The following is an 18,720-nucleotide window of genomic DNA, read 5'->3' on the forward strand; positions in this document are numbered from 1 at the left end:
TGTTGCAGGGCATTATTCAGGCTCTGTCAGCTTGGTTGCCATCTTTTTGAACCATTTCAAGCCCTTGTTTATCGGGCTGTTCTGCCTTCGTTCCTCTTCAAGGCGGCGCTTCTCTTCCTCTTCTTTCTCTCGGGCTATGCGCTCTTCCTCTTCTTTGCGGCGGCGTTCTTCTTCTTCGGCGGCTTGCTTTTCGGCAGCCGTGAGTACCACGCCCGACGGTATGTCGGCCACGCTTCGGGGTGTCTTGACCCTGTTGTCGCCTGCCGACGGCTTCTCCGTCTTGCTTCCGAAGAGGTCACCGTTTGGGTCAACTTCTTCTCCCGCGCAGTTCACGTCGCCTTTGGCGAGCAGGCCAAGCACGGTGTTCATCATTCCGTTGCGCGCGTTGATGTCGTTGTTGGTCGAGTTTATGGTCTGGGTGACGAACTTGGCGATGCGTATTTTCTCGGCGTGCGTGTAGTTGACAAACGCTTTCTCGATATTCTTCATGTTCGAGCCGCCGCCCGTGAGGATGATGCCGCCCAGCAGTTTGTCATAGTATTCGGACGGTATCTGGTACCATACGTTCTCTATTATCTCTTCGAGACGGCCCTCGACAATCTCTATGAACTTGCGGCTTTCGATCTGCCTGTCGGTGTCTATCGACAGTTTCAGCGAGTTGTCGATGTCCGCGTTGTCGGTATATGCGCTGCCGTATTTGAGTTTCATCTTCTCGGCCTCGCTCTCTTCCATGTTCAGTGAGGCGATGTCTTTGGTGATGTTGTTGCTTCCGAGCGGGATTACGGCAAGATGGCGCAGTATGTTTTTGCTGTATACGGAGACGGTGGTGGTGTCTGCCCCGATGTCGACGAGAGCGCAGCCGGAGCGTCTTTCGGCTTCGGTCAGCACGCTGTCGGCCAGCGCGAGCGGTGCGAGGTACATCTCGGCGACATTTATTCCGGCAGTCTCGAAGCACTTGTTGAGGTTCTTGTAGAATGCCTTGCGTTCGAGAATGTTTAGGAAGTTGCCTTCAAGCCGGCCGCATTGTATGCCTACCGGATCGAGTTGCAACTGCGAGTCAACCTTGTATTCCTGTACTGCGGCGTCGAGGATTTCCTGGTCCTGGTATTTCCAGTTGCGGTTCATGTCCATCAGTTCGATGACCATGTCTTGCGTTATCTTGGTGTCGATTGGCAGGTCTTTCGCTATCGAGTTTCTCACGCTGCGTATCGACTGGCCTCCGACACCCACATAGACTTGCGTAATCTCGGTTTTGAGCTGTGCCTGTAACTTATTTATAATATTGGTAAGGCACAGTGCCGTCTTGTCGATGTTATACACAACACCCTTTCGGATGAAGGTGGAAGAATCTTCCTTGACTACGGCAAGCACGTTGATGCTGCCGTCGAGATTTTTCTTTCCCGCGATGCCGGTCATCTTGGATGAGCCGAGTTCTATTGCTACAATGAAATCCTTTGCTGCCATCTTTATAGTAATGTCTTTATCGTAATATCGTTATTGTTCTGTTTTCTGTCTCTCTTCCTGTGCGTTTGGCTGTCCGTCTGACATGTCCGGTTGCCGTTCCGGTTCTGCCGGTGTTGCCGTCACGGGGCGGCTGTGCGGCTGTGAGTCACGTTTCTTGCATATAATCTGGTTGTCGAACTCTACGTTTATGCGCGAATACTTGTTCCAGCCCACTTTGTTCAGTCCGTATTTGTAGAATTTCTCCACTCTCGTGAGCTTCCCGGCGATGTTTTCCGGTTGTCCGAGATATATGATGTGCTCGCCCACCCGTGGTACAATCTCGATGGACTTGTCGGGCAACACGTTGAGTTGCACAATCTGGTTGTGCCAGAACTTGTCGTTCACTATGTGGTTTCCGATGTCTGTGAGCACTTGGGCGGCATACTTGCGGCTGATGTGTCCCGTGGCCACAACAATGTCGGCGGTGAAACGCGCTCCGTTCATTATCTTGCCGCGGTTGTCTATGTAATAGCTGTCCCCGTTGTCGGCGAGCACTCTCATCACCGGCATGTGCTGTGCAAGACTGATGCACACGTGTCCGCCCGGTGTCTTGTAGCACTGCGCGTTCTCGATGAACGGATGCCCGGTCAGCGTCTCTTCAATCTCCCGCACGTCGACGGCGGCCAGTTGTTTGCCGAGCGGATACAGGTTTGCCCGCACGAGGATGGTCTTTATCTCATCGGCGTTCAGAAAGCCCTTGACTACGCTTTCGCTTATGTCTATCTTCACTTGCGTGCATACCTTGCCCTTGATGTCCGGCTCGTTGAACGCCGTCATCGCAAGCAGCAGATACACGCCTATGGCGATATTGGCCGCTATTATGCTGTATTTTTTCCAGTCGAGCGTCATTATTGCGGTGTATGTCCGTGTCTGTTATCTGTCCTTCAATATGTCGGTAAGTTGCGGCATATAGTTGTCGAGGTCTCCGGCGCCGAGTATCATGAGCACGTCGATGTCGTGGTTTCTCACAAAGTCCGGTACATCCTCTTTACGTATCATCTTTTTGGATACTCCGTCGTGAAGGTTGTCGTATATCAGTTTCGACGTCACTCCCTCGATGGGAAGTTCCCGTGCCGGATATATTTCGCATAGAACGACCTCGTCGAGCAGGCTGAGTGCGTCGGCAAAATCCTTGTAGAAGTCGCGTGTGCGGGTATAAAGATGCGGCTGGAAAATGGCTGTTATCCTTCTGTCGCTGTACAGTCTGCGTATGCTTAAGGCGCTTTGGTAAATCTCTTTCGGATGGTGCGCGTAGTCGCTGAGCAGCACCGTACGGTCGTTCTTTATCTTAAAATCGAACCTGCGGTCCACTCCGGCGTATGTGCGCATGCCTTCCCTCAGTTCGTCGGCGGTGCATCCGCCGAGTTGGGCCATTGCCATTGCCGCTATGCCGTTCTCGATGTTTATAGGCACGGGATGTCCGAGAGTCACGTCTTTGACGCACTCTATCGGCGATATGAAGTCGAACGTAATCTCGCCGTTCGCTATCCTGATATTCTCGGCGTGGAAGTCGCCTTCTGTCTCGCTGTATTCATATCGGCGCACACCATCCTGCAATCGCTCTCTCATTTCCAATCCCTTGCGTATTATGAGGGCGCCGCCCGGTTGGATTAGCGATGAATAGTGGGCGAAACTTTCCAGATAGGCTTCTTTTGTGCCGTAGATGTCGAGGTGGTCGGGGTCTGTCGAGGTGATGACGCTGATCCAAGGGCGCAGCCGGTGGAACGAGCGGTCGAACTCGTCGGCTTCTATCACCACGCAGTCACTGTCGCTCAATATGTAGTTCGTGCCGTAGTTCTTGGATATTCCGCCGAGAAACGCGTTGCAGTCGACATGGCTTTGGTGCATGATATGGGCGCACATGGTCGACGTGGTGGTCTTGCCGTGCGTGCCGGCCACGCACATACCTTTGTGCGATCGTGTCAGCGTTCCGAGCACCTGGGCACGTTTCTGTATCTCAAAACCGCCTTGCCTGAAAAATACCAGTTCGCTGTGCTCGGCCGGAATGGCCGGTGTGTATATCACAAGACACGACTCCTTGTCTTTGCATTCGGCCGGTATCTTGTCCGTATTCTCGTCGTAGTGTATCAGCATGCCCTCTTTTTCAAGTTGCAGCGTGAGGGGGGTCTCCGTCTTGTCATAGCCTGCCACCGTGAGGCCGCGCCCCATGAAATAGCGCGCCAAAGCACTCATGCCGATGCCTCCGGCACCTACGAAATACACTGATTTTATGTCTTCAAGTTCCATTTGTTTCTCTTCCTGTTATGCGGCGACCGTCGTGCGGTGCCTTTTGTCATTTCCTTTCGGCCAGCCTTATTACCTCTCGCGCTATCCTTTCAGCCGAGTCGGGCAGTGCGAGCTGCCTGATATTTGCCGAGAGGGTGTCGAGCCGTGCGCTGTCGGCCACCGTCGCAAGAGCCGTTTCGAGCAGTGTAGCCGCTGCGTCGGCGTCTTTCACATATATTGCCGCCTGTCTGTCCACGAGAGCCATGGCATTTTTTGTCTGGTGGTCTTCGGCAACGTTCGGGCTGGGTACGAGCACCACGGGCTTGCCTATCAGGCAGAACTCGGAGATGCTGCTTGCTCCCGCACGGCTGACCACGAGGTCGGCCGCGGCGTATGCCGTGCCCATGTCGGCTATGAAGTCGGTCACCGTAAGGTTGGCGGGCTTGCGGCCTTTCAGCCGTTCGGTGATGTCGGCGTTGTAGTATTTTCCTGTTTGAAGCAGGAACTGCGTGTCGTCGGCGCTCTTCACCATGTCGAGGTGCTGCATCACGCTTTCGTTTATAGTGCGTGCCCCGAGGCTTCCGCCCACAAGCACAATCGTCTTCTTGTCGGGGTCGAGGCCGAGTGCGGTGCGTGCGTCTTCTTTCGACATGCCGTTGTCTATGAGAGACTGTCTCACAGGGTTACCTGTCTTTATGATTTTATCCGCCGGGAAGAAGCGCTCCATGCCGTCGTAGGCCACGCAGATACTGTCGGCACCGGCCGCCAGCATCTTGTTGGTCACCCCGGCGTATGAGTTCTGCTCCTGAATGAGGCAGGGAATGCCCATTGCGTGGGCCGCTTTCAGCGTGGCCGCACTGGCATATCCGCCCACACCCACGGCCACATCCGGCTTGAAGTCCTTGATGGTTCTTCTCACCATGCGCTTGCTCTTCATGAAGTCGAGCAGCACGCCGATGTTCTTCGGCGACCACAGCGGACGTATCAGTCCCCTTACCGGAAGTCCCACTATGTCGTACCCTGCCTGTGGCACACGTTCCATCTCCATTCGGCCGAGTGCTCCGACGAAGAGAATGTCGGTGTCGGGGCGCAACGTTTTTACGGCGTTGGCAATGGATACGGCCGGGAATATGTGGCCTCCCGTGCCTCCTCCGCTTATGATGATTTTCAGTTTGTTGTCCATGCGTTTTGTTTCCGGCATGCGGCCTGTGCGACCGCACCGTCCCGGCGGTTTATTAATAATGTATATCTAACTTTGCAAAATTAATAAAAATCTATCGTACGCACTAATTTTCAGTGCTCTTTTTTGATTGAACGCCGGAAAAATAGAGGTGTGTCAGTCTACCCGTCGCACGGCATTATGCGTGCGTGAGTTGTGGCGGTTTCACGACAATGCAAAGTAATATCGGATTGTTGTTCTTTGAATAAATCATGGATTATTGTGATTTAACAGTGACTTTGGTATAAGGAAGAAGGTATTTTAAAGGCAAAGAAAGAAGATGTTGAGGGCAAACGGGTAACGGGAATTTTTCCATTGTGTATGTTTTCCTGTCAATGATTTGCGTTGAAAGGGATTTTGTATGCGATTTGCTGTTTTGCCACATGACGGCGGTTAAAGGTTAAAAGATAAAAAAGTAAGCGGGGAAGGAAGAGTGGTTGTGAAACGACGGCATTCCCGTCATCTTGTCATGTGGCGCTAAACGCAGGCAAATTAGTCGTCTATCACACATCGATTGGATACAGAATGTGATGCAACGGGATACCTTATGCAGAAAACAGGGTGGATAAAAATACAAATCAAGGCGTTGCATGCCATATATGGCAGAGACGCCTTGATTGTATTGGTTGTGTTAAAAGGTTTATTCGGCAAGCAGTTCCTTGACATTTATATTGGGCTCCCTCCTTATTTTCCCCTGCCTGTCCACATGAACGACAAACGGAATGCCTGAAAAGTTGAATTTTTCCTGTAAATGTGCCCATTCGGAACGTGATATGAAGATATGCTCACCCTTGATGTTGTTTGGTTCGAGGAAACTGCGGCAGTGTTCCTCTGTGTCGTAAGTGATATAAAGGTATTTGACGGGCTTGTCTTTGTTGGCTTCCACTTCATCGCGCATGTCGAGCATTCCGGCTCTGCATGGTCCGCATGACATGCTCCAAAAGTCAACATAGAGCACGTTGCCTTTGTATGGTTCGATTATGCGTTGGAATAAGGAGTCTCCTTTTGAAGCGGGCTTATTGTCGATACAGCTCTGTTGGTCTTCCTTTATGTAGTCGTGGTAGCCCAATATGGCGAGGCGTAGCAGCTCTTGGTTCGTTATGTACGGGGCGACGGAAGCGATTGCTTCAGCCTTAATCTCTTCATTGTCGAAAAAGCCGCATTGGAACGAGGAGAATACATCCCGTATCATGCACATTTGCGATGTAAAGTCGTTGCTGCTTAGATGTAGCTCGTCGTTAATCTGTTGCAGTCCTTTTGCAATTGCCGTGTGAAGTGATTGCAGCGAGTCTCCGAATACAAATGTCTTTTTCCTATGTGACATTATACTCATTTTCTTTTGTATGAGAGGCCGGAATGCGGTATACTCGAGCCGATTGAAGAAGAACATGTCGGCGCTTACCATTAGCAACGGATTGTCCAGCAGATACTTTTCACGTGGGGAAAGGAAATCAAAGTAGTTGCGCCAAAGGGCTTGGTCGGAACTTATATCTCTTGGAGCAATAAAGTATGGACTGGTTATCATCTGGAGATGCCATGCAAGGATGTGGGTGAGGACAATATCGGAAGCAAGCGGCGAGCATCCTTTAAGCTCCGGAAGCCCGCGGTTTATTTTTGCCACCATGCTGTCCATGCGCCCTATCTGTACGTTACGCCATGTCATCAGCGAATCAATTTGCTTTGCGTCTTTAATATCGTAGGACGAATAATTGTTGCAATATGCCTTGTCGACACTTGTTATAACCCGGTTTATTTCACCGCTCAGGCCGGTTCCTCCAATGTTAAATCCCTTTTTATTTGTCTTTATCATGCCATCCAAAACAAAATCTACGGTATCCCCGGGACACATGTAAAGATTGCAAAAAGGAAGCAATGCCACGAACATCGGATGGGGAATATGGATTTTCGTGTTAAAAGTGCAGTCGTCGTTGAATGTAATGGCGAACACATCTGTCTTTTTTGTTATTGGATCTCTCACTTCAATGCATGGGCCGATACTGTTTAACAGGCTTGAAAGCTTTTTAAGGCCGGCGGCCTGTTCCTTTAATTCGTTGCCGACCGTCGGCATGGAAATGCTCCCCCTCAGCATCACATCTCCTCCTGATATACGGGAGATTGTTAATGTCTGTACTCGGGAAGTTAATCATTTGCGGCACTACCGTTTTCTTTGCTTTCTTTTTCGCTTCCATGTTTATCGGGCAAAAAAGCATTATAAAGATGCTTAAAAATGTTACTGGAAATCTCATAATTCTATTTTATTAAATTTATAATGAAGAAAGTCCTGTGTTGTAAGAGACTTTCAAGAGCTGTATGGTTGGATGTTTACGGTATTATCGATGATAATCAATAGGCTACATAATAACATGTTTTTCCATGATGCCTACAAATTTAATAAAAATTCCTTATACAATTGCTTGATTTTACGAATATTTTGCCCATCCGAATGAAATAATATCAGTGTCAGGTAAGCATTGCCCAGAACCGTAACTGGATTTATGCTAATCGCTGTATTTGTTTCGGAGGGGCAAATATTCGTATGCTATTGCATTCAATACATCTTTTACGATTGAAGTGAATAGAGAGTCAATCAGTTGAATGTGTTTTATTTCCGTAAGTAACTTGTGAGATGCTTATGTATTATCCGATTTTGTTTTCGCTGTTTTCCGCTTTTACTTTCTTCTTTGCCGAGCGGCTCACGCTCAATATCGCGCCGATGTAGGCACAGTTGATGATAGTGGATGTACCGCCCTTGCTTATTAATGGCAGCGGCTGGCCGGTCACAGGGACGAACCCCACGGCCACAGCCATGTTGAACGTGGCCTGCACCACGAGCAACAGTGCCAGTCCCATGGCGAAAAAGGCGGGGAAGTTGTTTTCACACCTGTTGGCTATCTGCGCCGTGCGGAACAGAAGGATGATGTATAGCAGCACCACAAATCCCGCTCCGATGAGTCCCAGTTCTTCTATGATGATGGCGTAGATGAAGTCTGAAAACGCCTGTGCGAGAAAGTCGCGCTCTACCGAGTTTCCCGGACCTTTGCCTATATAGTTGCTCGATACGATGGCAATGTTGGCATGAGCCACCTGTGCGTCTTTATCAAGGTCGTAGTCTTCGGGTGCCACCTCCTTGTCGTTTGTGAAGTCGATAATTCGCCTTTTCCACGTGTCGGCACGGTGGAACATCTTCTCAATCGTGCCGCGCTCTTTCTTTTTATGCTCCGTCTGCTCGGTTTTGGCCAGAGTATCATCTTCTTTCGGTGTGTCGTGCCCGACGATCATGATAAACGAAATGATGCCCGTCACTCCAACCGCTATCCATCCGAGCAGCTTGCCTATCTGCTTTCCAGGCACGCGGCCTATAATCATCATCAGGAAGACAACAAAGCACAGCAGGGCGGCTGTAGACAGGTTCTCGACCATAATCAGCAGGGCGATAGGCACCGTGAGGCACATTATGTACTTGAATGCTTTGCGGGCGGCTCCGTTTTCCTGCTGCATGGCGCTGAGAATCTGTGCCACGGCGAGAATCAACGCTCCTTTGGCTATCTCGGACGGTTGCACGGACAGTCCGAGCAGCGACATCTGGCGGCTCGCCCCGTTGGCCTTCTCGCCCACGAACAGCACGAGTACCAGCAGCATGAACGACAGCATGAGCAGCAGCGGTGTCATGAGCTTGAAGTAGCGGCACGGTATGTTGAGTGTGGCAACGACAATGAGCGCGCCGAATATCAGTGTTCCCGAGTGCTTTATTATGGGCATGATGAAGTTGTTGCTTTTGTATGTCAGGCCGCTCGACGCGCTGAACACCTCCACGATGCTTATCACGCAGAGGAAGAAGAACACCATCCAGATGACTTTGTCGCCCTTGAAAATGTTGTTTATCTTTTTGTTCATTGTTTGTTTTACGTTATAGGTTTTTCACCATTTCCTTGAACTGTTCGCCTCGGTCTTCCATGTTTTTGAACAGGTCGAAACTGGCACAGCACGGACTGAGGAGTACCGTATCGCCCTCTTTCGCCATCTCGCGGCATGCTTCCACGCACTCACGCATCGAGTGGGTGTCTCGCACGGGGATGCCGAGGCTGTCGAAATTGGCGTGTAGCTTGGAGTTGTCGGCTCCGAGGTATACGAGAGCGGAGCACTTTTCGGCCACGAGACTCTTTATCGGCTCATAGTCGTTGCCTTTGTCTTTGCCCCCGATGATGAGCACCACTTTCGTATTCATGCTTTCAATGGCGTACCGGCAGGCATCCACATTGGTGGCCTTGGAGTCGTTGACGTATTGTACTCCGTGTACTGTGCCCACTTTCTCAAGTCGGTGCTCAACGCCGGGGAAGTCGCCTAGGCTCTTGCGTATCACCTCCTTGTCTATTCCCGCAATGTTTGCGGCCAGCCCGGCGGCCAGACTGTTGTACAGGTTGTGACGCCCGGTGAGGCTCAGTTGTTCCTGTGGCATGGAGAGACAGTCGGGATATTCAATCTTGTATTGCCCGTCTTCTGTATATCCTGCCATACCCGGAGCCTTATGTTCGGAAAACGGGTACAACTTGGCGTGTATGTCGTATTTCGCAAGTTCGCGGCTTATTATCGGGTCGTCGTTCCAATATATGAAAGCGTTTTCTTCCGTCTGGTTTCTCGTTATCCGCATCTTGGCGTCCGTATAGTTCTGCATCACATTGCCGTAGCGGTCGAGATGGTCGGGCGTGATGTTCAGAAGAACGGCAATGTCGGCCCTGAAGTCATACATGTTGTCGAGCTGGAATGAGCTTAGTTCTATGATGTAGTACTCGTGCGGGTCTTCCGCCACTTGCAGGGCGAGAGAGTTCCCGATGTTTCCCGCCAGTCCGGCATCGTATCCGGCATTGCGGAATATGTGGTATATTAGCGATGTTGTTGTCGTCTTGCCGTTGCTTCCGGTAATGCAGATCATCTTTGAGTCGGTATATCTGCCGGCAAACTCAATCTCGCTGATTATGCGTATGCCTTTCTCTATGGCCTTTGCCACGATGGGTGCGGTATCAGGGATGCCGGGACTCTTTATTATCTCGTCGGCATCGAGTATGTCGCTTTCGGTATGTCTCTTTTCCTCCCAGCGTATGTTTCTGTCGTCGAGCATCTTCTTGTACTTGTCGCTTATTGCCGACATGTCTGACACAAAGACATCAAATCCTTCTTTTTTTGCCAGTGCGGCGGCTCCGGCACCGCTCTCTCCGGATCCGAGTATTGCTATTTTCTTCATCTTTTCATTGTTTGTTTGGTGGTGGGTTGGAATAGTTTTTACTGGAGTTGTTGGAGTTAAGGAAGTTAAAGGACAATAGCTGCAGCTTTCTGCATATGTCTTCCTTATTCTCTCTTATTCCCTCTTTGTTCTCTTTTATTATTCCTTATTAGTTTTCTTTTTACTCCTTTCTAATAAGCTATTGTCCTTTAACTTCCCCTAATTTCTTTAACTCCTCCTGGCTTCCTTAATCTCAATATATTTCCTTTCTAAAACCACTATCTTATTTTCAACGTTATAATCGTCATTGCCGCCAGGATGATTGTCACAATCCAGAACCGTATGGTGATTTTAGATTCGTGGACGACATTCTTGGGACCTTTTATAAGGTACTTGCAGTCGGGTAGCAACTGACTGTCTTGCGTGCGGAATGTGTCGTGTATAGGCGCGCGGCGGAAGATTCGCTGTTTCACTCCGCGGCGTTTGCCGAGTTTGTAGTACCATACCTGCAACATGACGCTGAGGCTCTCCACGAAGAATATGCCGCAAAGGATTGGCAGCATGAGTTCTTTGTGTATTATGATGGCGCACACGGCGATGATGCCTCCGATGGTAAGTGAGCCGGTGTCGCCCATGAATATCTGTGCCGGATAGGCGTTGTACCACAGAAATCCGATGAGTGCTCCGACGAAAGCACATATAAATACCACAAGTTCCTGGCTGCCGGGGATATACATTATGTTCAGATAGGCGGCATATTCGATGTGGCTCGACACATAGGCGAAGATACCGAGAGCCACACCTATTATGGCCGATGTGCCGGCACACATACCGTCCATGCCGTCGTTGAGGTTGGCTCCGTTTGACACGGCGGTGACGACAACGATGGTCATGACGACAAACAGTATCCAGCCGGCGGCTTCCTTGTATTTCCCGAAGACTGACATAATGTTTGAATAGTCGAGATTATGCCCTTTGACAAACGGGATGGTGGTCTTCAATGACTTGGTGGCCTCGCTGCGGTGCTTCACCACGAGTTCCTGAGTCTGTTGTTTCTCTATAGCCACGTTCTCGCGGATCATGGCATCGGGACTGAGGTATAGCACGATGCCCACTATCAGTCCGAGTCCCACTTGCCCCACGATCTTGAACTTTCCTTGCAGTCCTTCCTTGTCGTGCTTGAATATTTTGATGTAGTCGTCAAGTCCGCCGAGAAAGCCGAGCCATACTGTCGTTATGATCATCAGTATGAGGTATATGTTTCTCATGCGGCCGAGCAACAGGATGGGAACGAGCGTCGCCACGATGATGATTATTCCGCCCATGGACGGTACGCCTACCTTTTTCGTTCCGAACGGGTCTATTGAGGCGTCGCGCTGCGTTTCGGTGATTTGTTTCCGTCTGAGATACTTGATGAATTTCTCGCCGAACCACGCCGAGATAAGCAGCGACAGCATCAGGGCGAGCAGTGCCCTGAACGATATGTAAGACCAGATGTGCGAACCGGTGATGCCGAATTGGTCTAAGAACCGAAATAAATAGTATAGCATTTTTTATTGTAAGTTATTCGTGGGGTGAAATCTCGGTGGTATTATGGCCTCTGTTTGCGGTGCTTACGGATTGGATGCGGAGAACAGTTCTCTTACCACCTCTTTGTCATCGAAGTGGTGTTTCACTCCCTTTATTTCCTGATAGTCCTCGTGCCCCTTTCCGGCGATGAGTATCACGTCGCCTTTCTCGGCCATCATACATGCCGTGCGTATTGCTTCACGGCGGTCTACGTTAGTCATTACCTTCTTCATCTGTTGCGGGTTAAGCCCGGCGAGCATGTCGTTGATGATGTCTTGCGGCTCTTCGAATCGCGGATTGTCGCTCGTTATTATTACCCGGTCGCTTTGTTTCACCGCTTCGAGAGCCATGAGCGGCCGCTTGCCTTTGTCACGGTTGCCGCCCGCTCCGCATACGGTGAATACCCGTCCCTTGCCGTCGAGCACCTCATGAATGGCATTGAGCACGTTTTCAAGGGCATCGGGAGTGTGCGCATAGTCCACTATTGCGGTGTAACCGTCGGGCGAACGCAGCGGTTCGAGCCGTCCGCTTACGCTTTTCAGAGTGCTCAGGGCCACGAGGATATCTTCCGGCTGTTTGCCGAGCATCACGGCCGTGCCGTATACAGCGAGCAGATTGCTTACGTTGAACTTGCCAATGAACTGCACGCCAACTTCTCGGCCGTCTATCTCCAGGTACATGCCTTCGAAGTGGCATTCTATTATCTTGGCCTTGAAATCGGCCATGGTGCGTGTCGAGTACGTCTTGACTGTCGCCTTGGTGTTCTGTGTCATTACCATACCGTTCTTGTCGTCGGCGTTCGTTATGGCGAAAGCGTCTTTCGGTAGACTGTCGAAAAAGGCTTTTTTCGCGTCGCGATAGTTCTCGAAAGTCTTGTGGTAGTCCAGGTGGTCTCGGGTCAGATTGGTAAATATTCCGCCGGCATATCTCAGGCCTCCTATTCTTTTCTGCGCTATGGCATGGCTTGAGCATTCCATGAACACGTATTCGCAGCCGACTTCCGCCATCTTGGCGAGCAGTCGGTTCAGTTCTATCGGGTCGGGCGTGGTGTGGCTTGCGGGCACTGCTTCTCCTTCTATATAGTTGCACACGGTGGAGAGCAGTCCGCAACGGTGGCCCAGTTTGCGGAACATATCGTACAACAGGGTGGCAATCGTGGTCTTACCGTTCGTACCGGTCACTCCGATGAGTTTCAGCTTTTTCGACGGCTCGCCGTAAAATATGGTCGCGACGCTGCCCACAGCGTCTTCCGTGGAGGCCACTTTGACGTATGTCACGCCTTCTGCCATGTTATCGGGCATAGTCTCGCATAGTATGGCTGCGGCTCCGAGACTTGCCGCTTTGTCCATGAAAGCGTGTCCGTCAGTCTGTGTTCCCTTTATGGCGACGAAGAGATGGCCTGGTTCCACACGTCTGGAATCGATGTCGACTCCCGTTATCTCAACCCCGGCATTACCTTCAATGGCCAGAGGTCTTATGGTTTTGAGCAACTCGTTAAGTTTCATATATCTGTTGTTTTCTTGTTCGTTTATATGGCGTTGTCCGTTTTCAGTATTTCCGCATGCTGGCTGCCGGATAATATTTGCTTGCAGCTTCCGTTTCCGTAGGTTGACGTCGGTGTTGCCGCTGACGGCCAGTCATCCTTCCGTTTCTTGCCTGCCATGTTCTTTCGGTAGGTTTCTCGGTATGCGGTCATTCCATCGTGAGCACGCACTCTCTGCCTCTTACAGCCGCTTTTCCCGGAGCTATGCTTTGTCTTTTTACTTTGCCTGTGCCGTTTATTCTTACTTTCAGTCCTCTGCTTTCGAGCAGATAGAGAGCGTCGCAGGCTCCCATGCCGGTCACGTCGGGAACCGTGTTGCGGTGTGTCTTTGTTTTGGTGAGCGCCACTTCGTCTTTTTTGCTGTCGGCACGTCCCCATACCGGTATGCCGTATGGCTTGCCGTCGCTCCATGGTGATGTCTTTCTCACTCCGAGTCTGCCAAGCACGAAGTCGGCCGCGGCGATGTTCCCGCTTTTCACATCGGGTATCACTACCGAGTTGGTGTCGCACGCATCGTCGACACTCAACTTGAGGTTGCGCGCCATTACGCCTTCCGCTATATGGTGGAACACCACTCCGCTCATGCCGCCGCCCGAGGCGGGAAGGCCGCTTTTCTGTATGCAGACTATGCAACTGTATTTCGGATTGTCTGCCGGGAAATATCCTGCGAAGCTCAGCCAATAATCTACAACGCCGCTTTTATATCCGGCCGCACCTTTAGACACTTGCGCAGTGCCGGTCTTTCCGGCTACCTTGAACATCTTTGAGCCGGCTTTCTTTCCCAATCCCTGGCTCACTACGTGTTCGAGAATGGTCTGCATTGTCTTTATGGCCTTGGGCCTCGCTATCTGTTCGTTCAGCACCTCGGGATGAAATTCGGCTATTGTCTCGCCGTTTTTCACTACTTTCTTCACAAATCGCGGCTTCATCATTTTTCCGTCGTTGGCTATTGCGTTGTAAAATGTCACCGTGTTTATTGGAGCTATTTGCGTCTCATAGCCGATGCTCATCCACGGCAGCGCCGTCTTGCTCCAGTTGTCGTACTGGCCGTGCCTGTTTTTGCGCGGCATGCGGATGATTGGCGGCGCGTAGCCCACGAGCGGCAGGTTGAGGTCCTCGTGTATTCCCACACGATAAAGCCCCTCCACGTATTTCTCAGGGTTTGCCCCGTAAAACTTGTCTATCACATAGCTCACGCCTATGTTGCTGCTCACTTCGAGCGAGCGTGCCATGTTTATGTCCTGATAGCCGCCCCGTCGCCAGTTGTGGTCTTTCATGTCGCGGCCGTGCATCGGCATTACGCCGCTGCCGGTGTGTATCACGTAGCTCGTGTCGGCCACCCCGTCATCGAGTGCCACGAGAAACGATGCCACCTTGAATACAGAACCCGGCTCGCACCTGTGGCTGATGGCGTGGTTCATTATTTCGTGATAGCGCCCGTCGGCACATTTTGTCATGTTCACTATAGCCTTCACATCGCCGGTCTCCACTTCCATCAGTATGACAACACCCATGTCGCCGTTCACGAGTTTCAGCTCGTCGATCAGTGCCCTCTCGGCAAGATCCTGCATGCTTACGTCTATTGTGGTGACAATGTCGGCTCCGTTCTCCGGCGGCATGACGGGGATGTTCATGAACCTGTTCAATATCTTGCGGCGGTGGGTGATGCCGTTGCTGCCTCGCAGTATTGAGTCGTAAGACAGTTCGAGGCCGAACCGTGCCGTATCTTTCGAACCGAACATGTCGCCTACGGTGCGTTGCGCCAGCGAACCGAACGGACGCCGGCGGGCGTTGAACTCCTCCCAATGGAAGCCTCCCTTGAATTTCGACATGTTGAATACCGGCAGTTTCTTGACTTCCGTGTATGTGTTGTAGTCTATCCGCCTTTTCCATATCGGCCAGTTGCGGCTCATCTTCCTGTGTCCTTTTTCGAGGTGGCGTTTGAACTCGGCTGCCGACATCTGCGGGAATATCTTGTTCAGACCTTCGCATATATGGTCTATGCTGTCGTTCCAGATTGAGTCTTTTTCTTCTCCGCCGGCCTGGAAGTCCATGTATATTTTGTATTCCGGCAGACTGCTGGCCATAAGTTGCCCATCGCAGCTCAGTATGTTGCCGCGACTGGGTTTCACGCTTACGCTGTCTCGTTTGAGCCTTGCCGCCACGTCTGTCCAGTATTGTTTCTTTGCGGTCATGATATATGCCGCACGTCCGATTACGGCTATGCCGATGAACGTGAACACCAGCGCTATGGCGAAATAGCGCGGCATGACCTTGTTGTTGTCGAACTTACTCATTTCCTTGTCTCCTCGTCTACATTACTTCTTTTTGCCATCGGCAGCGTTTCCGCATGGTCGCCGTTCCCCGCCGCCTGGCTTCTCATTCTTCCGTTATTATAATATACGGTGGTTGCTCGGCGATGTGCAGCAGGCTGTCTTTGTTTTGTCTGAGCAGTTCGAGCACGCGGCTCTCCCTATATCGCTCCGTGAGGGTACTCGAACTCGACAATGCCTTGTATTTGGCATCTTTCAGTTGGGTTTGCAACTTGTCTATCATTATCATGTCCTGTTGGCATTGATAGCGGAAAGCCACATATATTATGGTGAACAGCACAATCAGCAGGAAAGCCCAGATCTGGCTCCTTACCAGCTCGGCGTAAAGGATGTCGCCTCCTATTATCTTCCGGAGCGTGAGCGTCGGCGACGGCTTGGGGTCGTCTTCTGTGGCATGTTTCTTCAGCTGTTGCAGCCTTGTCTCTTTCTTTTCCGCCTTGTCGTCGCCTTTGTCGGTTGTGTCTGTGGCGCCGGTCCTTTTCGCTGTCGTCCTGCCTTTGTCGACATCCGTATTTTCGGCTCCGGTCCCTTTCTCTTTCGTTTCTTTATTGTCTGTTTTCATCCTGTTGCCCTTCTTTGTCAATACATAGCTTTGTCATGTGACTTTCATTCCGCGATTACATCTTCAAGCCATTGCTCCTGAATGCCTGCTCACTGCGAGTGCCCGATCTTTTCAGCCACTCTCAGTTTTGCGCTGCGGCTTCTCGGGTTGGCGGCCTGCTCCTCCTCTGTAGGAACAATAACCTTGTTGCTTACGGGTCTGAGCGGCGTTTCCGTACGTCCGAAAAAATCTTGTTTTATGTGTCCGTCGGCGTTGCCTGTCTTCATCACGTTTTTCACTATCCTGTCTTCGAGCGAGTGATATGTGATCACGGACAGCCTGCCTCCGGGCGCGAGCAGTTCGGTGGCCGCGGCAAGCATCTCCCGCAGGGCGTCCATCTCGTGGTTTACCTCTATGCGCAGCGCCTGAAACAGTCTGGCCATGTCTTTTTTAGCCCTTTCTTTCGGCATTATATGCTCTACGGCGGCCAACAGGTCGGTCGTGGTGCATAACCGTTGCGCCTGCCTTTTTCTCACAATGGCCGTGGCGAGCTTGCGTGCTGTTTTCAGTTCGCCGTACAGATACAGTATGTCGGCAATCCGTTCCTCGGCATATTCGTTAAGAATGTCTGCCGCAGTCGTTCCGGCCCTGTTGTTCATTCTCATGTCGAGCGGCGCGTCGAAGCGGAAAGAGAAGCCCCGGCTCTCGTCATCGAGGTGATGGCTCGACACTCCGAGGTCGGCCAGCAGGCCGTCTATTCGTTCAATACCGTGGTATCTCATCCAGTTTTTCAGGTATCGGAAGTTGCTTCGCACGAAAGTGAATCGGTTTTTTGAAGACGCCCCGTCTCCGGCAGATGTGTTGGCCTCGGCATCCTTGTCCTGGTCGAAGCCGAAGAGCCGGCCGCCTTGCGCCAGTCTTGACAATATCTCGCGGCTGTGGCCGCCGCCGCCGAAAGTGACGTCTACGTATGTTCCGTCGGGACGGATGTTCAGCCCGTCGATGCTCTCGTGCAGTAGCACGGGTATGTGGTATGTGGGTGCTTTCGTTGCCATAAATGTTGTTTTGTGAAACTGTTTGACGCCGGAGTGTGTGCGGCGGTGTTATTTCGGGGAGTGGGAAGCCTGGAGAGACTGGTTTCCGGAATTTTCGTCTCCCATTACCATCTCCAGTTCACGGCCGAAGTCTTCCGCCGTTATCGTCGGCATGTCATTGCTGTCGTTGCTCCATATCTCGATGGTGTCGTCCATCCCGATGAACCTGATGTCCTGTCGTATGCCCGCCATCTGCTGGAAACGCTTCGATATGAGGAAGCGCCCGTTGCCGTCGAGGGTTATTGGCTCGACCTCAGCCACAAACCGGCGGAAGAGTTCCCTGTGGGCTTTGTTCCACTTGTTGAGGCGCGCCTGCAACTCGTCCATCTGCTCGTTCCATACGCTTTCGGGGTAAAGAACGAGACACGGCTGGAACACATCCTTGCGCAGCATCATCCGCTCCTCGCCTGCACTTTGCAGCATCTTGCGGAAAGCTGCGGGAAGGAAAGCCCTTCCCTTGGCGTCTGTCTTTGCTTCGATGGTTCCTAAAAATCGCATACGGACATTAATAAAGGCATTTCGCCGTCAAAATTACATATTTTTCCCCACATTCACCCACTTTTCTCCATACTTTTTGAAGGTTGATTTTAATTTTAATATTGTTAATTTTATAAATCGTTGACAATCAGTGATTTTGCTGTTTGGTATTAAAGGCCGTTCCAGGTGGGGCGGCGTGTCTTTAAATGGTATGTTCCTCCGGCTCGCAGCGGAGTGTGCCCACTGTGTTGCCGTGCCGTATTGTCATTCCTGTCTTCGTCCGGTGTATCGAGTAATGTATAGTGATGAGGCTTGCATTCCCGGATGTTTTGTTGTAAATTTGTAGCAGACAAAACGATATGCGGTTATGAAAATGATGAATAATATTTACAAACGTCTGCGGACTTGTCTCTGTCTTTCTTCTTGCCGGCAGTAGGCCGATATCCGCTCAGACTTTGATTTTTGAGATATTTTATTAGTGTCGGCCTGCGCTTGCATGCCTGAAAAGATATGTACGTGTCTTTTCTGTTGCCGGGCGTCGAAAAACAGGCCGTCTTAAAAGTGCACAATGGGGGCTTCGCCATGTTCTGGCGAAGCCCCCATTGTGTTTTGATACCACAGAAATCCTTTGCAACGGGCCGCTCGTTGCTCTGCATTCGGTATCCCGTTGCGTTCCGTTTAGCCGCTCGTTGCATTCCGTTTAACCGTCCGTTGCAATGTGACGGGTATCCCGTTGCAAAACAATCGTCTGCCGGCATTGATATAACGATGATATTATCATAATTCAAGGTAAAAACGGCGGCTTTTTGTCATGATTTATACTGTTTGTTCACTTGGAACCATCCGCTGACGGATGAGATATTTATACCAATTTATTTTACAAATATATATCTTTTTGTCATGCTATGCCCGTGATAAAATGATACATGTTTTTTTACGAAAAAAGTTTGTCAGTGTAAAAAAAATATTCGTATATTCGTGGTGTATATAATTCTAA

The 18,720-nt window shown here is 50.8% G+C and carries 14 protein-coding genes; all 14 read right to left on the minus strand.

The window, feature by feature from the left end; translation table 11 throughout:
• Positions 1-12: 12 nt before the first annotated feature.
• Positions 13-1,464, minus strand: a complete 1,452-nt coding sequence (ftsA, locus tag HPS53_RS08835; RefSeq protein WP_104370082.1) for a cell division protein FtsA — start codon at positions 1,462-1,464, stop codon at positions 13-15.
• A 30-nt stretch (positions 1,465-1,494) separates the two neighbouring features.
• Positions 1,495-2,352 carry a cell division protein FtsQ/DivIB gene (locus tag HPS53_RS08840; RefSeq protein ID WP_253942865.1) on the minus strand — a complete coding sequence of 286 codons (858 nt, stop codon included), beginning with the start codon at positions 2,350-2,352 and terminating at the stop codon, positions 1,495-1,497.
• Positions 2,353-2,376: 24 nt separating this feature from the next.
• On the minus strand, positions 2,377-3,750 hold the full coding sequence (gene murC / locus HPS53_RS08845) for a UDP-N-acetylmuramate--L-alanine ligase (RefSeq protein WP_172205735.1): 1,374 nt from the start codon (positions 3,748-3,750) through the stop codon (positions 2,377-2,379).
• 46 nt (positions 3,751-3,796) lie between these two features.
• A complete protein-coding gene (gene murG, locus HPS53_RS08850; protein WP_172205819.1) occupies positions 3,797-4,912 on the minus strand; it encodes an undecaprenyldiphospho-muramoylpentapeptide beta-N-acetylglucosaminyltransferase in 1,116 nt (371 codons plus the stop codon).
• A gap of 676 nt (positions 4,913-5,588) precedes the next feature.
• Positions 5,589-6,926 (minus strand): redoxin domain-containing protein, encoded by a 1,338-nt coding sequence (locus HPS53_RS12795; RefSeq protein ID WP_216651913.1) that lies wholly within the window; start codon positions 6,924-6,926, stop codon positions 5,589-5,591.
• Positions 6,927-7,585: 659 nt separating this feature from the next.
• On the minus strand, positions 7,586-8,842 hold the full coding sequence (locus HPS53_RS08865; RefSeq protein ID WP_104370079.1) for an FtsW/RodA/SpoVE family cell cycle protein: 1,257 nt from the start codon (positions 8,840-8,842) through the stop codon (positions 7,586-7,588).
• A 13-nt stretch (positions 8,843-8,855) separates the two neighbouring features.
• Positions 8,856-10,187 carry a UDP-N-acetylmuramoyl-L-alanine--D-glutamate ligase gene (gene murD / locus HPS53_RS08870; RefSeq protein ID WP_172205740.1) on the minus strand — a complete coding sequence of 444 codons (1,332 nt, stop codon included), beginning with the start codon at positions 10,185-10,187 and terminating at the stop codon, positions 8,856-8,858.
• A 257-nt stretch (positions 10,188-10,444) separates the two neighbouring features.
• Positions 10,445-11,716, minus strand: coding sequence for a phospho-N-acetylmuramoyl-pentapeptide-transferase (locus tag HPS53_RS08875; RefSeq protein ID WP_172205741.1), 1,272 nt, complete (start codon positions 11,714-11,716; stop codon positions 10,445-10,447).
• A 63-nt stretch (positions 11,717-11,779) separates the two neighbouring features.
• Complete coding sequence (locus tag HPS53_RS08880; RefSeq protein ID WP_172205742.1) at positions 11,780-13,240, minus strand: UDP-N-acetylmuramoyl-L-alanyl-D-glutamate--2,6-diaminopimelate ligase; 1,461 nt, start codon at positions 13,238-13,240, stop codon at positions 11,780-11,782.
• Between the two features lie 23 nt (positions 13,241-13,263).
• A complete protein-coding gene (locus tag HPS53_RS12710) occupies positions 13,264-13,398 on the minus strand; it encodes a hypothetical protein (RefSeq protein WP_256372912.1) in 135 nt (44 codons plus the stop codon).
• A 29-nt stretch (positions 13,399-13,427) separates the two neighbouring features.
• The gene (locus tag HPS53_RS08885) at positions 13,428-15,575 is read right to left on the minus strand and encodes a penicillin-binding protein (protein ID WP_172205743.1); all 2,148 of its coding nucleotides are present in this window, start codon (positions 15,573-15,575) and stop codon (positions 13,428-13,430) included.
• A gap of 82 nt (positions 15,576-15,657) precedes the next feature.
• A complete protein-coding gene (locus HPS53_RS08890) occupies positions 15,658-16,173 on the minus strand; it encodes an FtsL-like putative cell division protein (RefSeq protein ID WP_253942866.1) in 516 nt (171 codons plus the stop codon).
• 89 nt (positions 16,174-16,262) lie between these two features.
• A complete protein-coding gene (gene rsmH / locus HPS53_RS08895; protein ID WP_172205744.1) occupies positions 16,263-17,207 on the minus strand; it encodes a 16S rRNA (cytosine(1402)-N(4))-methyltransferase RsmH in 945 nt (314 codons plus the stop codon).
• A 48-nt stretch (positions 17,208-17,255) separates the two neighbouring features.
• Entirely contained in the window at positions 17,256-17,744 is a 489-nt protein-coding gene (gene mraZ, locus HPS53_RS08900; protein WP_172205745.1) for a division/cell wall cluster transcriptional repressor MraZ, read from the minus strand.
• Positions 17,745-18,720 lie beyond the last annotated feature (976 nt).

Source organism: Prevotella sp. PTAC, from assembly GCF_013166535.1.
Lineage (GTDB): Bacteria > Bacteroidota > Bacteroidia > Bacteroidales > Bacteroidaceae > Prevotella.